This is a genomic window from Geomonas sp., from assembly GCF_056994735.1.
Genome location: NZ_JBXKJL010000159.1, coordinates 12,418 through 27,235, shown reverse-complemented (window position 1 = coordinate 27,235; position 14,818 = coordinate 12,418). Strand labels below are relative to the sequence as shown.

The 14,818-nt window shown below is 61.6% G+C and carries 18 protein-coding genes and 1 riboswitch; of the genes, 5 read left to right on the top strand and 13 right to left on the bottom strand.

Annotation, left to right across the window (positions count from 1 at the left end; all coding sequences use genetic code 11):
* Nucleotide 1: 1 nt before the first annotated feature.
* On the bottom strand, nt 2–508 hold the full coding sequence (locus AC11W3_RS07740) for a hypothetical protein (protein WP_484088777.1): 507 nt from the start codon (nt 506–508) through the stop codon (nt 2–4).
* Nucleotides 509–687: 179 nt separating this feature from the next.
* On the opposite strand from AC11W3_RS07740, the gene AC11W3_RS07735 reads away from it, so the two are divergent.
* From AC11W3_RS07735 to AC11W3_RS07715, 5 genes are all read left to right on the top strand, one after another.
* Nucleotides 688–945, top strand: coding sequence for a UBP-type zinc finger domain-containing protein (locus AC11W3_RS07735; RefSeq protein WP_484092755.1), 258 nt, complete (start codon nt 688–690; stop codon nt 943–945).
* 31 nt (nt 946–976) lie between these two features.
* Nucleotides 977–1,900: a DUF5996 family protein gene (locus tag AC11W3_RS07730; protein WP_484088779.1), complete on the top strand. Its 924-nt coding sequence runs from the start codon at nt 977–979 to the stop codon at nt 1,898–1,900.
* 66 nt (nt 1,901–1,966) lie between these two features.
* A riboswitch (cyclic di-GMP riboswitch) is annotated at nt 1,967–2,044 on the top strand.
* 187 nt (nt 2,045–2,231) lie between these two features.
* Nucleotides 2,232–3,926 carry a patatin-like phospholipase family protein gene (locus AC11W3_RS07725; protein ID WP_484092754.1) on the top strand — a complete coding sequence of 565 codons (1,695 nt, stop codon included), beginning with the start codon at nt 2,232–2,234 and terminating at the stop codon, nt 3,924–3,926.
* A 134-nt stretch (nt 3,927–4,060) separates the two neighbouring features.
* A complete protein-coding gene (locus AC11W3_RS07720; protein WP_484088781.1) occupies nt 4,061–4,810 on the top strand; it encodes an endonuclease/exonuclease/phosphatase family protein in 750 nt (249 codons plus the stop codon).
* Between the two features lie 120 nt (nt 4,811–4,930).
* Entirely contained in the window at nt 4,931–5,266 is a 336-nt protein-coding gene (locus AC11W3_RS07715) for a hypothetical protein (protein ID WP_484088782.1), read from the top strand.
* 421 nt (nt 5,267–5,687) lie between these two features.
* Here AC11W3_RS07715 and AC11W3_RS07710 read toward each other — a convergent pair whose 3' ends face one another.
* The 12 genes from AC11W3_RS07710 to flgG form a co-directional block, all read right to left on the bottom strand.
* Entirely contained in the window at nt 5,688–6,452 is a 765-nt protein-coding gene (locus AC11W3_RS07710; RefSeq protein ID WP_484088783.1) for a flagellar motor protein MotB, read from the bottom strand.
* A complete protein-coding gene (locus AC11W3_RS07705; RefSeq protein WP_484088784.1) occupies nt 6,453–7,217 on the bottom strand; it encodes a flagellar motor protein in 765 nt (254 codons plus the stop codon).
* Between the two features lie 30 nt (nt 7,218–7,247).
* A complete protein-coding gene (locus tag AC11W3_RS07700; RefSeq protein WP_484088785.1) occupies nt 7,248–7,505 on the bottom strand; it encodes a flagellar FlbD family protein in 258 nt (85 codons plus the stop codon).
* A gap of 338 nt (nt 7,506–7,843) precedes the next feature.
* A complete protein-coding gene (gene flgL / locus AC11W3_RS07695) occupies nt 7,844–8,764 on the bottom strand; it encodes a flagellar hook-associated protein FlgL (RefSeq protein ID WP_484092753.1) in 921 nt (306 codons plus the stop codon).
* 12 nt (nt 8,765–8,776) lie between these two features.
* Entirely contained in the window at nt 8,777–10,222 is a 1,446-nt protein-coding gene (gene flgK / locus AC11W3_RS07690) for a flagellar hook-associated protein FlgK (RefSeq protein ID WP_484088787.1), read from the bottom strand.
* Entirely contained in the window at nt 10,223–10,720 is a 498-nt protein-coding gene (locus AC11W3_RS07685; RefSeq protein ID WP_484088788.1) for a flagellar protein FlgN, read from the bottom strand.
* Nucleotides 10,721–10,732: 12 nt separating this feature from the next.
* Nucleotides 10,733–11,074 (bottom strand): flagellar biosynthesis anti-sigma factor FlgM, encoded by a 342-nt coding sequence (gene flgM, locus AC11W3_RS07680; protein WP_484088789.1) that lies wholly within the window; start codon nt 11,072–11,074, stop codon nt 10,733–10,735.
* Nucleotides 11,064–11,420 carry a rod-binding protein gene (locus AC11W3_RS07675; RefSeq protein ID WP_484088790.1) on the bottom strand — a complete coding sequence of 119 codons (357 nt, stop codon included), beginning with the start codon at nt 11,418–11,420 and terminating at the stop codon, nt 11,064–11,066. The genes flgM and AC11W3_RS07675 overlap by 11 nt, the downstream gene beginning before the upstream one ends.
* A 17-nt stretch (nt 11,421–11,437) precedes the next feature.
* Nucleotides 11,438–12,499 (bottom strand): flagellar basal body P-ring protein FlgI, encoded by a 1,062-nt coding sequence (locus tag AC11W3_RS07670; protein WP_484088804.1) that lies wholly within the window; start codon nt 12,497–12,499, stop codon nt 11,438–11,440.
* A 78-nt stretch (nt 12,500–12,577) separates the two neighbouring features.
* Complete coding sequence (locus tag AC11W3_RS07665; protein ID WP_484088791.1) at nt 12,578–13,267, bottom strand: flagellar basal body L-ring protein FlgH; 690 nt, start codon at nt 13,265–13,267, stop codon at nt 12,578–12,580.
* Entirely contained in the window at nt 13,267–14,004 is a 738-nt protein-coding gene (gene flgA, locus AC11W3_RS07660) for a flagellar basal body P-ring formation chaperone FlgA (RefSeq protein WP_484092752.1), read from the bottom strand. The genes AC11W3_RS07665 and flgA overlap by 1 nt, the downstream gene beginning before the upstream one ends.
* A 4-nt stretch (nt 14,005–14,008) precedes the next feature.
* Nucleotides 14,009–14,797 carry a flagellar basal-body rod protein FlgG gene (gene flgG / locus AC11W3_RS07655; RefSeq protein WP_484088793.1) on the bottom strand — a complete coding sequence of 263 codons (789 nt, stop codon included), beginning with the start codon at nt 14,795–14,797 and terminating at the stop codon, nt 14,009–14,011.
* Nucleotides 14,798–14,818 lie beyond the last annotated feature (21 nt).

Genomic DNA, 14,818 nt, shown 5'->3' with positions numbered 1-14,818 from the left:
CTTACATCTTCCTGCTGTCATAGGCCCAGTGCAACAGGGCCTGGCGCTGTTTCCGGCGGCAGCCGAGATCACCTTTCCTGCAGTTCTTCTTCAACTGCGAGATGTGCCTCTTCATGGCTTTCCACCTCTTGATCTGCCGTTCATCGTCAGCGCAGCGCCTCCCCATGTAGTAGCGGCAGTACCACTGAAACCACCCCCTCGGGTCCTCGTGGTAGATCCACCCTTTCGCGCGCCAGTAGGAGAGCGGCTTCGAGGCGTTCACCCCGAAGCAGTTCAGCTCGGGGGCATGGCGTTCGTGACAGAGCCTGGCCTCGTCGAACCACTCAGGCGGGAACTCATTTCTGCAGTCGGTCAGGTATTTGCCGCCGAAGATGCCGAGCTTCAGCATCTCCTTCGGGGTCAATTCGGGCTTGAAGTCCGGATGAAAGTTCTCTCCCTGCGGTTCGGTGAGGAAGTAGACGTACTCCCGCTGCATCAGGTCGTTCACCACGACTTCGGTAGGGATCATAAGAGGCCTCGCGACATGAGTTATGGGATGTGTTCGACAAACCTTCGAAGCCGGCGAGGTTGAGCGGCCGGCGGTCAGCCGTGACAGGGATCAACAATGGCATCCCACGTCTGCCAATAGTGTTATCATGGGCGGTGGAGGAAGTCACCTCCCCGACTGAGGGGGAAAGGAGACAGGCAATGGCAGGACAGTGTTCACATATGGGCGAGGTTAAGGAACCGGCCCCTAAAACGAATGGCTGCGAGGAATGCCTGAAGACAGGCGACTCCTGGGTCCACCTGCGCCTGTGCGAGTCGTGCGGCCACGTCGGCTGCTGCGACAGCTCGAAAAACCGGCATGCCACCGGCCACTTCCATACCACGAAACACCCCGTGATCAGATCGTTCGAGCCCGGGGAGAACTGGCGCTACTGCTACGTCGATGAACAGATGGGGTAATCTGCGCGAGCGCAGACCCCGGAGGTGCATCATGGAATACGAACCATGGCCCGCCCTGCCGCTGGCCGAGTGGGAAAAAACATACGCCACATTGCACATGTGGACCCAGATTGTCGGGAAGGTCGCCCTTGCGTTGACGCCGACGGTGAACCATTGGTGGAACGTGGCCTTTTCCGTCACGCCGCGGGGGCTCATGACTCCGACCCTTCACTATCAAGAGAAAGGCTTCCGCGTCGAATTCGACTTTATCAAGCATCAACTGCTGGTGAACTGTGACAACGGGATGGTGGCGTCGATGGCCCTGGCCCCCTGCTCCGTTGCTGAATTCTACCGGAAATTCATGACCACGCTGAGCGAAATGGGAATCCAGGTCAAGATCTGGACGCTCCCCCGCGAAGTCGACAATCCTGTTCCCTTCGAGAACGACCAGGACAACAACTCCTATGACGCAGAGTACAGCACCAGGCTGTGGAGGATCCTGTTCGAGGTCGACAAGGTCTTCAGCCAGTTCCGGACCCGGTTCGTGGGCAAATGCAGCCCGGTAAACTTCTACTGGGGAAGCTTCGACCTCGCCGTGACCCGGTTCTCCGGCAGGCGGGCGCCTGAACGTGAGGGAGCGGATCCGGTAACCCGTGAGGCCTATTCCCATGAGGTGATAAGCCACGGGTTCTGGCCCGGTCAACGGTCCGCAGCCTCTGACATCAGCTCGGAAGGCCGCATCAGCGCCCCGGCCTTTTACTCCTACGCGGCGCCGGAGCCGGCCGGGTTCGGGGAATCCCGGATAAGCCCGCCGGAGGCCTTCTACAGCCCCATAATGAAGGAGTGGATCCTGCTGTACGATGATGTGCGGATGGCCGATTCCCCCGAGCGGAAGCTGCTGGAGTTCATGCAGAGCACCTATGACACCGGGGCCAATCTTGCCGGGTGGGACCGCCCGTCACTGGAGCGGGTTTAGTCCCGGGGCAGGAAATTATTGTTGCTTTACATGGTCTTTGCCCACGATACAATTTGCTCAGCCTGTTTCCGAAAAAGGTAAAGCTGGAGCGATCCAGTGACACAAGCTCACGGACCCGTTACGACAGGAAGCCGGGCTGCCAAAGAAACATGTGGATTAAAGAGCCAAGCCGCCCTCCCAACGGGCGGCTTTTTCTTTACCAAAGCACCCGATGTAACAGAACTTTCCTTGCAATAAAATCTGTACTGACAGAAGTGACACATTTATCGACCACAGCCACCTCGAGTTGAATGATTCCTTTCACTCTCAACAATGATGGAAAGGAGGCAAGATGAGCGACCAGAGTTTCGAGATCGGATTAGTCGGTGCCGGGGCAATTTCAGCCGGCGCCTATACAGGCGGAGTCGTCGATTTCCTCGTCCAGGCCCTGGACCGCTGGTACGCAATCAAAGGTGAAAACAAGGATGTCCCTCCTCATGACGTCAAGATATCTGTCTTTTCCGGCGCGTCCGCCGGCGCTATGACAGCCGCTCTCGCTACCGCCTACATGGGGTCGGACCAGCCGCCGGTGACCAATGAAGCCGAAGGCCACTCGAACAAAGGACGGAACAAGCTTTTTGATTCGTGGGTGGACCGAATCGACATCTCCAGTCTCCTTCAATGCGCGGACCTGGCCGCTGACGGCACTCCCGTGCTGTCTCTGCTCGATTCGTCCGTTCTCTCCGACATCGCCAATCACGGCCTGACAGTCACGCCGTCGGCAAGGAGAAGGCCATACCTGGCGGAAAATTTCGAGCTCATTCTTACCGTCACCAATCTGCGCGGGGTTCCGTACGGGTTCAAGCTCATAGGTGACAGGGAGACTACCTATGAGATGTCGTTACATGCCGATTACGTTCAGTTCCGGATCAACGACACCGGGAAAGGCGCCCTTCCCGACCGCTACGTGATGAGCTGGGCGGATTTCGCCGGTTCCTCCCCCGTGATGGAAAATCTGAAATTGGCAGCCCTGGCCTCCGGCGCGTTCCCGTTCGGCCTGGCGCCGAGAAACCTGGCTCACACCATTGCCGGCAGTGGCCAAGCCGACTGGTACAGTTCCCGACAATGGCCGATACCTACGCCGCAAAGCGTGAATCCGCACCGGTGCGTGACTCCCGAGTGCATCCCCCCGACCTGGGAGCAGATCGGGCCCGGTTTCGAGTTCAAGTTCCAGTGCGTTGACGGTGGCGTGATGAACAACGAGCCGCTGGAGCTGGCCCGGAAGCTTCTAGCAGGCTCAGCGGAACGAAATGCCCGCAAGGGGGAAGATGCCTACAAGGCGATCCTCCTGATCGACCCCTTCCCCAACACCTCGACGTTCGATCCCGAATATGCTGCCGCCCCCGATCTCGCCAAGTTGGCCATGAGCCTGCTGACGGCCCTGAAGAACCAGGCCCGCTTCAAGCCGGACGAGCTGGTCTTGGCGGCAAGCGAGGAGGTTTACTCCCGATTCATGATCGCGCCCAGCCGGGATGGCGAGCGCTATCCCATCGCCTGCGGTTCGCTGGGCGGATTCGGTGGATTCCTGAAGAGGGACTTCCGCGCCCACGATTACTTCCTGGGAAGACGCAATGGTCAGAAATTCCTGCGGGATCATTTTGTCCTGCCGGAACGGAATCCCCTCTTCTCCGGCTGGAGTGACGAGATGAAGAAGGCCTACTGTGCGCGCGACGCTGCCGGGGCTCCCAAGAAGAGGAACAACGAGCTCCTCCTGCCCATAATACCCCTGGTGGGGGAGATAAAGGCCCCCTGCTACCAGCCGACTTGGCCCCGTTACACCGACAAGGACCTCGCCCAGCTCACGAAGCAGATCGACAAGAGGGTTGATGTGGTTCTCGACCACCTGGTCGACCAGTATTTCAAGACCAACCACCCCTTCGTCCGCTTCGCCGCCGGTCTCATTATCGGCCGGAAGAAGAAGGACATTGTGAAGTACGCTGAAGAAAGGGTGGCTGCCGAGTTGAGGAAGATGAAGCTGATGACCTGACGGTAGGGCAGAGCCGCCGCACGGGATCACGAGCGGGTGCATCGGGTCGGCGCCCATCTGCCGCGTTCTGCACTACTGTGTATAATATAAACCGTGCGTGGGATGGCAGTTCATGATTCAACAGCAGGTATGTCATGACCGAGAAAGAGTGCATGTTCACCATCATGACCTACAACGTCCATCGCCTGGTCGGCAATGACAGGCACAGGTCTGCTGCACGTATAGCCGAGGTAATCGAAACGTATCACCCTGACATCGTCGCCCTCCAGGAACTGCCGGGAGCGAGGTTCCGTCCCGAAGAGGGTGGAACAGCACAAGAGCTGGCCCATGAATTCGGGCTGCTGGAGAAGTCGCGGGGACTGATCCATCAAGAGAGGGAACGAAACGGAAACGTGGTATTCAGCCGCTATCCCATGCGCCTGATCAGGGCAGGCGGTCTCCATCCTGCCACCAAACGCCGGTCGATCGTGCCGCGGGGTGTACTTTGGGTGGAGATCGATGTTGATGGGCATGCCCTGCAGCTGGTGAATACCCATCTGGGGCTGACTCCACCGGAACGCGCCTCCCAGACCAAGGTCCTGGCCGGTCCGGAGTGGCTGCAGCATCCGGACTGCCGGCCCCCGGTCATTCTCTGCGGCGACTTCAACCTGCTTCCCAGTTCACCCCTTCATAAGCGCCTCAAGGACATCGTTAACGACAAGCAGGAGAGCCTCGGCTTCGGGCACACCGAGTGGACATTCCCGAGTCATTACCCGATAGTCAGGTTTGACCATCTCTTCGTCTCGCCAAACCTCGTCGTCGAGAGCGTCCAGATCCCCCAGACAAAGCTCACCCGGGTCGCCTCGGACCACCTCCCGCTGGTGGTGAAACTCCGCATCCAGTGACTTCCGGCTCGGCTGCCCGGGTCGGGGTAGGTGCCGGTGAAGATAGCCCTAAAGTTTGGAGCGGTAAGGCCGAAGAGGGCATATTATCAACCACCTGTGATGGGAAATGGAGAGCGAGCTATGAGCGAATACCTGGAGATGCCTGATGGCATGGAAGTGCAGGAAGTCATCATCGAGAGGACACTGCAGAGTACCGGCGCGCTGTTGGAAGTCTGTCTGGTGAAACACGGAAGCCAATACGAAGCCGCCCTGTTCTTCGACAAAAAGTACAAGCCCGGCCCGCCCCTGCCTCGCCCCCTGGATTCTCCCTCCGGCCAGTCGACCCACTGGATGGGGGTTCGTCCCAAGGTCGGGCTGACGCAGGAGGAGGCGGAGAAGATTGACTACGAGGTAACCGGCGTCAACGCCCTGCATCGGATCCAGATGAGGGATGAATGGGGCAGCCAGGCGTACTGAGTAAGGGAGCGACGAGTATCCTTTGAAATCCCCTCTCCGGGCAGGTGAGGGGATTTTTTTTGGTCCGACAAGAGCAAATCCCCCCTGTCCCCCCTTTGTCAAGGGGGGGACGTTAGGGCGGCGGCGGAGATCACCTCGGCCTCGTGTCAGGTCCCACTGACAGTCGCATTAGGTCCCACTGACAGCCGCGTTAGGTCCCACTGACAGCGGCATTCGACCGCATGGACAGTCGCTGAGTCAGAGATCATGGACGACCTCGTGGCCGCTGACAGGTCCACATCCCCCTCTCCATCCGGGAAGGGAGTGCAGGGTGACGGCTCTAAGCTGTTAAAGGAGGGAAATGCGATCGGATGTGATGAAGGGTCGTTGAGATTGACGGCAATGATCGGTGACGAGTAAAGGACTGTTCTGCGGAGGAACCTTACGGCTCGTTCTTCTCGCTCTGATCGGAGAGGAGGACGATGTCGACCCGGCGGTTCTGCTGGCGCCCCTCGTCGCTGCTGTTGTCGGCAACCGGGCGATACTCGCCGTAGCCGGTAGCCGACATCTTGCTCGGATCGAAGTCGTCCTGCTTGGCCAGATACTGAAGGAGGTTGGTCGCGCGCGCGGTCGAGAGCTCCCAGTTCGAGGGAAAGTCGTGCGAGCTGATCGGTATGTTGTCGGTGTGTCCCTCGATGCGGACGGCGTTGGAATAGCTGGAAAGGGAGCTGACCACGTCGTTTAGCATCGTGTAGGAACTCTGCTTCAGCGCCGCGCTGCCGGAATCGAAGAAGCCGGCCTCTTTGAGGCTCACCACCAGGCCGCGCTGGGTGATGGAGACGGCGACCTTGCCCTGGGCTCCGGCTTTCATGAGGTAGGCTTCGATGGCCGCCTTGGTCATCTTGAAATCCTGCTCGTTGCCCCTGCTCTTCCCTCTCCTGGGGACCATGGTGGTCTTGCGGACTCCGGGGATGATGCTGATGTTGCCGGCGTCGATGGCGGCAGGACGGGTGGCGGGAGCGCTGGTGCTGTAGCCGAATGATTCCCGCATGGACGCCATAACCTCCTCGACCTTCTTCTTGTCGGTCTGGCTCATGGCGTAGAGGGTGACGAAGACGGCGAAGAGAAGGGTTATGAAGTCGCCGTAGGAGACCAGCCAGCGCTCGTGATTCGGTTCCTTCTCATGTTCCTTCTTTCTCCTGGCCATCTACTTGCCCTTCTTCTCGGCACCTTCGTGCATGTAAGCCCGCAGCTTCTGCTCGATGAAGTGGGGGTTCTCGCCGTTCTGGATGGCGATCAGGCCCTCGATCACCATCTCCTTCTGCAAGAGCTCTTCCCTCATGCGATGTTTGAGCTTGGTGCCGAAAGGGATGCAGACGATGTTGGCGACCATGAGGCCGTAGATGGTGGCGACGAAAGCGACGGCGATGCCGCCGCCGAGCTTGGAGGCGTCGGAGAGGTTACTCATGACATGGATCAGACCGAGCACGGCGCCGATGATACCGATGGTCGGCGCGAAGCCGCCGGCGGACTCGAAGACCTCGGCGCTACCCTTGGCGTGGGACTCGAAGGAGCTGAGCTCGATCTCCATGGTCTCGCGCAGTTTCTGGGGGTCGATACCGTCGACCACCAGGGAGATCCCTTTCTTGGTGAACGAGTCCTTGACCGTCTGGGCTTCCTGCTCGAGGGAGATGAGGCCGTTGCGGCGGGCTTTGGCGGCGTAGTTGATGATGTTCTTGATCACGGCCTCGGGGTCGTCCTTGGGTGGCAGGAAGACCTTCTTGAGGTCCCTGACCGCGGTCACCAGGGTCGGGATCGGGAAACTGACAAAGGTAGCGGCGCAGGTCCCGCCCAAGACGATGATCGCGGCGGTAGGCTGAATCAGGGCTCCCATGTGGAGCCCTTCCAGGGCGGCTCCTCCGAAGACGGCGCCAAACCCCAACAGCAATCCGATTATACTTGCCAAATCCATAACTTATCGTGAGCCCCGGTGTAATCGGTGTTAAAGCCGGCAGAGCGGATGGTAGCTGTCCGCGTCGTTTCTGCGCAGATAGCGCTTGGCCGCGCCGGGTCTGGCTCGCCGCTGCAGGCGCGCCTTGAAATTGACAATCCGCCCGATCACCACTTGGGCCGGCTCCAGCACCAGGTAACGGTTGCCGTTGGAAAGGGTGATATGGGTATCGGGAGTCTCCGTAATGATCTCAATGAGATCACAGTTGAGGTACATCTCGCTGCCATCGAGCGTCGTCACCTTGATCATAAGTCACCATACCTGGAGATGCGGCAGTCGCAACCACTAGTTAGGTATTTCGGCCTCAGCACCGAAAGCTTTAGCCCTATCTTTTGCCCGCGCAAACTCCCGCCAGTTAACAGTCACGCCGTCACAGGTTAATAAGAGCGGCCAACGGATCGTAGATAGTCCCGTCCCCTCCTGCCACCTCCCTCGACGGGAGGTCCGGGATGGTGACCGCTCCCCCCCCCGGAGGGGGAGGGGAGGGCCTTGTGTCGCCAGATCCGTTTCGCCAAATAAAAAAGGCCGCGCGGGGAGTGATTAGAGCTCTCGCGCGGCCTTTCCCCGGCTCTTCCGCCCCCTCTGCGCTACTTCATGTAGTCGAGCAGACTGAGCTGTGTGAGCTTCGCAGTGGTCGACAGCGCCGCATTGAAGGCGGTGGTCTTCTGGCTCAGCAGCACCCCTGCCTTGGCCATGTCGACGTTCTGGAGATTGCCGTAGACGTCTTTGAGGGTGTTCTGGTTGTCGGTGATCATCGTCTTCATGTTATCCAGCCGCACCAGCCGCCCCGCCACGTCGGACTGGGTGGAGTTCAGCTGGGTCGATGCCGCGTTCAGGTTCTTGATCCCGTCGGCGATACCGGCCGTGTTGTTGCTGGAGATGGCGGAGATGATGGCATCGATGCTCCCCAGGATGTCCACCGGGCTCGAACCCGCGGTGGCGCCGCTCCCCACGGTCGCAGCCGGGGTGCCTCCGCGCAAAAGGATCCCGCCGGAAACGTTGGTGGCCACCGTGCTCCCCGGCGCGATCTCCACGCTCAGCTGGTCGTTGGTTCCGGAGAAGACCCCTGCCGAATCGAAGGGCCGGCTGGTCTTGTAACCGCCGAAGACGTACTGCCCCCCCACGCTGGTGTTGCCCAGGTCGATCAGCTGCGACTTGAGCTGGGTCAGATTATTGACCGCTCCCGATATGGCGGAAGGGTCGCTCGAGCCGTTGACCATGTCCCCGGTGATCTTCTTGACCTGCTGCATCACCGAGGTCATGCTGGTCAGTGCCGTGTTGGCGACATTCAGCAGCAGACTCCCCTTGGTGATGTTGGAGGTGTACTGGTCCCCCGAGTTTATGTGCTCCTGCAGGTCGATGAGCTGCCTGGTGGTCAGCGGGTCATCGCTCGGCCGGTTGACGTTGTTGCCGGAGGCGATCTGCTCCTGCAGGGTGTCTATGGCCTGCCGGCCCTGCTGCAGGTTGTAAAGGGCGTTGTCGGCTGTCATGCCGGGAGTGATTCTCATCTTTCGTTTCTCCTATCGCACCATGCCCAAAACGGTGTCGAGCATCTCGGTTGCCACGTTGATGACCTTGGCCGACCCCTGGAAGGCCTGCTGGTACTTGGTCAGGTTCGTCAGTTCCTCGTCCAGCGACACGCCTGAATTCGACTGGCGCAGGTTGTTGAGCTGCTTCAGGAAAGCCTCTCCCTGCGAGGTGACGTTCTGCGCCCCCTGGGTGTCGGTGCCGACCTTGCCCACCAGTGCGCTGTAGTAACCGGCGAAGGTGGCATTGCCGGAGGTGAAGGCCATGGAGGTGGTCTGGATATCGGCGATGTTGAGCGCGTTGACGTTGTTGCCGCTGCTGGTCGGGGCGGGGTCGGTTGCCGTCGGCAACGCAGCGGCAATCTTGGCCACCGTGAGGTTGGAGTCGAGCGCGATGGTGGCGCTGGTGGTGCCGGCTGCGGCGAAGAAGTTGTTGCCGGTGGTCCCGTCAGTGCCGTAGCCCGCCGCATGCTGTGTATTCACAGCGCTCACCAGCTTGGAGGCCATTTCGTCGAGGCTGGAGAGGTACCCGGGGACGATACTGTCCCTGACCTGGAGGGTGCCGCCGATCTCGCCGAGGCTGTTGCCGGCACCTCCCACGGTCGCGGTCACGTTGGTGTCAAGCGCCGGGTTGTTGGCCGAGGGGGGGTTGCCGACGGCGGTGATCATGATGTCGTTGGTCCCGGAGCCGTTGGGGTTGGTGTAGATGGTCGCGTAGCTTGTCCCGCTCACCAGCTGGTTTCCGCCGGAGAGCGTGACCGTGGCGGTGCCGTCGCTGGCGATGGTCGAAGTAACGCCGGCCTTCTCGGAGAGCTTGCGGATCAGCAGGTCCCTCTTGTCGAGAAGTTCGTTGGAATTGCCACCCACCGCCTGCGTTGCCACGATCTGCGAGTTCACCAGGGCCAGGTTCTTGGCGTTGTCGGACATGTCGGCGGTGATGCCGATCAGGTTGTTGTCGGCAGTGGTCGAGACCGTGGTGAGGCTGGCGTTCATGCTGTGGAAGGTATCGACCAGTATCTGCGACTTGGAAAGGAGCGACTGACGCTCAGCCGCCCCGCCGGGGTTGGTCGAGAGATCCTGCCAGGCAGCGAAGTAGTTGTCCACCGCCTTCCCCAGCCCGTCCATGGAGAGCTCGTTGAAGGAAGGCTGGATCTGCTCCAGCGCCGTCTCCTTGGCCAGGTTCTGCTGGTAGGTGCTGTTGCCGTTCATGATCTGCTGCTGGACCATGCCGTCATAGGAGCGCCGGACCGACTGGATCTCCACCCCGGAGCCGAGAGGGAACCCGTTGGCGGAGGTGACGGGGGCATTCTCCATGATCACCTGCTGCCGCGAATAGCCATCGGTATTGATATTGGCGATATTTTCGCCCGCGACCTCGATAGCCAGCCGCTGGGCGGTGATCCCGGAGGAGGCTATGTCAAAGATATTGCCGATCCCCATCTAGACCTCCTTGCAGACGAAACGGCTGCCGCCGCGCCTGGCCACCAGCGACCCGGCCATCCCGTAGGTGTCGCCGGGGTTGAAGAGGCGGTTGAAGAAGGTTGCGGAGCGATCGACCATCTTGAGCGAGTCCTCGAGGAGGCCGCGGTTGAGGGCGAGGACGCCGTCCAGCGCCTTGGATTCGCAAGAGACCATCGACTGCGCCTCCCTGAGCGCCAACTGCTCCGGCTGCGGGAGCCTGGCTATGATGGGAGAGAGGGTGGTGTTCCCGGCAAGGCCGAGTTCAGCCCCGAGCGAGGCGATCATCCCTTTGCATTTTTCCGAAAGCTGCCCCATCCGCTCCATCGCCCCCACTATTTCCAGCTGGTTCTCCTCCATGCGGGCAAGGTCAAGGGAGACCAGGCAGGACTGCTCCACCTGCAAAAGGGCCTTCAACTCCTTGAGGAGAGCCCCCTTCTCCGAAAGGGCCGAGATAAGTTCCGCTATGCTACGTTTCATAAGCCTTCTCCCTTATTGCGTCGCGAATGATTCCATCATTTTCTGCGCCAGAACCCCGGACGCCACCCGGTATCCGCCGTCCTGCAGGCTCTGCTTGGCCAGCGCCACCCGGTCCAGTCTGACCTCGGGGAATGCCGACAGGTCCCGCTTCAGCTTGTCGATCTCGATCCCGCTCGAGGAGATGTCGACCCGGTCGATACTGCGGCCCCGGCCGGCAGCTCCACTGCCGCGGCTCTTCTCGGCAGCCGCGCTCTCGCTGCCGGCAGCCTGGCCGGCGTCGGCGGCTGCGTTCTCCTTGGCAGCCGCCCCGGACTGGCCGAGGTCCACGATATAGGCCGCCCCGTTAATCTGCATGGTCAGCCCCCTTTACCTGGGCGGGTGCAGCCTGGTTGGTGCGGGTAAGCTCCTTCTCGATCATCCTGGCAAGCCCGATGCTGCCGCTTTTGGATGCGGCGTCGGCATACTGCTGGTCCAGGAGGGAACGGAAGGTCTCTTCGCCGCGCCCCCCCCCGGTCAGCTTGTCCTCGCCGACGGTGCTCCGCATCGACTTCAGCATCATCCCGACAAACATGGCCTCGAATTCCTGCGCCACCTTCTTGGCCGCGGCAGGGTCGTTATTCTTGCCGCGGCTCTTCAGCGATCCCGGCACCTGGGTTTCGGTGACCGGCATCGCCGCGGCTGGAATGTTCTTTATCTCCATCATCTCACTCCTTGAAGCTACATCACGCTCAGCTCGGCGTTAAGGGCACCGGCGGCCTTGATGGCCTGCATGATACCCAAGAGGTCCCTGGGGGTCACGCCGAGGGTGTTGAGGGCGCGGACCACGTCTCCGAGGTTGGCGCCTTCCCTGAGCAGCGAAAGGTTCACCTTGTCCTCGGCCACCCTCAGGTCCGTTCTCGGGACGACCGTGGTGGTCCCCTTGGCAAACGGGTTCGGCTGGGAGACCCTCGGACTCTCCTTCACCACCACGGTCAGGTTGCCGTGCGAGACCGCCACCGTCGAGATGCGCACGTTCTCACCCATCACCACGGTTCCGGTCCGCTCGTTCATGACCACCCGGGCAGTGACATCGGGGTTCACCTCCAGCCGTTCCATCTCGGCCACGAACTGCACCAGGCTGTCGCGGTACGAATCCGGCACGGCAATCTGCACGCTACCCGGATCGGTCAGTGTCGCCACCTGCGCCTTGAAGCGGTCGTTGATGGCGGTGGCCACCCGCGAGGCGGTGGTGAAATCGGACTGGTGCAGGTTGAGTTTCAGATTGGCCTTTCCCGCCAGCACGTTCGGGAGCTCACGCTCGATCAGCGCCCCGCCCGGTACGGTGCCGGCGGTCGGGTGGTTCTTGGCGGCCGTCGCGGCCTGGCCGCCGTAGCTGAAGGAGTTGGTGAGGATCGGCCCCTGGGCCACCGCGTAGACCTGGCTGTCGGCGCCCTTTAGCGGCGCCATCAGGAGTGTCCCGCCGGCGAGGCTTTTGGCATCCCCCAGGGAGGAGACCAGCACGTCGAGGTGGTTCCCCTGCTTGGCGAAGGGAGGAAGCTCCGCGGTCACCATGACCGCCGCGATGTTCTTCACGGTGATCTCGTTGCGGTTGACCGTGACCCCCATGCGCTCCAGGGCCCCTACCAGCGACTGCACCGGGAACTTGGTCTGGTCCGTGTCGCCGGAGCCGTTGAGCCCCACCACCAGGCCGTAGCCGATCAACTGGTTGGCCCTGACGCCGTCGAAGGCCGCGATGTCCTTGATGCGAGCCGCCTGCGCGAAGTGGGGGATGAGCAGCATGACGAGCGCGAGGACGGAAGTTATCTTGAGGAATTTACCTTTCACCATTCACCATTCACCTTTCACGTCTTTACGCCTTTAGAACGGCCAGACCTTGTCGAAGATGTTCATCAGCCAGCCCGGGCTCTGGCGGTCGCTGATGACCCCCTTGCCGGTGTAGTTGATCCTGGCGTCGGCCACCAGCGCCGAGCTCACCGTGTTGTCGGCGCTCACGTCGCGGCTTCGCACCATCCCGGTCAGCACGATGATCTGGTCCTCGTTGTTGACCTTGACGCTGCGTCGCCCCTCGATCAGCAGGTTGCCGTTGGGGGTGACATCCGTGACCTTGGCCGAGATGGTGGCCTGCAGGGTCTCCTGGCGGGAGGTCGAGCCGCTGCCGCTGTACTTGGTGTCCAGATTCGCGCTTACCAGGTTGGCCAGGTCCATCCAGGTATGGATGGCGGTCTTCTCCAGGCCGAAGAGGTTGGGGATCCCCCCCGAGATGCTGCTGCTGCGCTTGGTGTCGGTGCTCGCCTGCTTGCTGGCGCTCGCCTGCTCGGAGATGAGGATGGTGATGATGTCGCCGCGCCTGCGGGCCTTGAGGTCCTCGGCCAGCCCGGCCGAGGAGGCCTGCCACAGCGAACCGGAGGCGTAACTCACCTGGGGCCTGGGGATCTGCTCGTCGAAGGTCGGGGTCTTGACCTCGGCGACCTCGTGCGAACAGGCCGAAAGGATCAGCGGCGCGCCAAGGAGGGCGCAGGCCAGTATCTTGTTGAAAACTTTGTGCATCAGAAATCCACCTTTACCGTGGTTGCGTCCACCACCCAGGCCGCGAGGTCCTTCTGGGAGGAGGCGTTCTGGACCATGATCTGGTCGCCGACTGCCCCGGCCCCTTTGGCCCTGCCGGTCGCGGTAATTCTCACCACGTCGTTTTCCGCCACGATGGTAACCATCTGGCCGCTCTTGATCACCGGCACCCGCTCGATGTAATCGCTGCGCACCGGGTTGTTGGGCCTGAGCGTGTTCTTCACCCGCAGCCCCACCGCATCGTCTATGCTTTTCAGGAAGCGTCCCTGCACGTGGGCCAGGTCCCTGCGCGCCACCGACAGGTCTTGGGCGGTCAGCACCTCGCCGCGCTCCAGGGTCCGGGTGGGAACCACCATCTCGGTCAGCGCCTCGACCTCGGCCAGCACGGTCTGGTTCTTCTTCACTTCGCCGTCCACCCTCACCACCAGGGCCAGGGAAACGTTGCCGTACCCTTCCCAACGCTCCGGGGCCACCACCTCGTAGCTCACCTGACCCGGCGGAAGCTTGAGATCGCCGGAATAGCCGATCTTCCTGACGGTGACCTGGGCGTTGAGCGGCGCCGCCCGCTGCACCAGGAACTCCTCGATCACGCGGCGCACCTCCTGCTCGCGGACCACCTGCCCTGCAGGCTTGGCGGCGGGGGCCGCGGCCGGTGCCGGCAGCGCGAAGGCTGTGACGGGCAGGACGAAAAGCGCCAGGGCCAAAAGGAGTGCTCTCATCAGGCTACCTCTTCAGTCCCGCGGCCTGCTGCAGCATTTCGTCGGAGGCCTGGACAGCCTTGGAGTTGATCTCGTAGGCGCGCTGCCCCACGATCATGTTGACCATCTCCTCCATGATGCTCACGTTGCTCATCTCCACGTACCCCTGCTCCAGGGTCCCCAGCCCGTTCTGGCCGGCGGTCCCGGTGGTGGCCGCGCCAGACGAGTCGGTGGGGAGGTAGAGGTTCTTGCCGATGCTGTTCAGGCCCGAGGGGTTGGAGAAGGAGGCGAGCTGCAGGGTACCGACCGTGGTCGCGGAGTTCTGCCCCCCCTGCTGGACGGAGACGGTGCCGTCGCTGCCGATGGTGACCTTGGTGGCGTTGTTGGGGATCACGATCTCCGGCAGGATGGGGCTCCCTTCCGAGGTCACCAGCCTCCCCTGCCCGTCCTTCTTGAGCGCCCCCGCCCGGGTGTAGGCGGTGGAGCCGTCGGACTGCTGGACCTGCAGGAAGCCGTCCCCCTGGATGGCGACGTCCAGGTCGTTGCCGGTCTGGGTAATGTTCCCGGCCGAGAAGATCTTGGTCACCGCCGCGGGTTTGACCCCGAGGCCGACCTGGATCCCGGTGGGGATGGTGGTGGTGTTGGTGGCGGGGGCGCCGGTCGTCTTCACCGTCTGGTACATCAGATCCTGGAAGTCGGCGCGGCTCTTCTTGAACCCGGGGGTGCTGGAGTTGGCGAGGTTGTTGGCCACCACGTCTATGTTCATCTGCTGCGCCTGCATCCCGGATGCGGCCGTCCATAAGGCCCTGATCATGTTATTTCTCCCTCTTTGTTT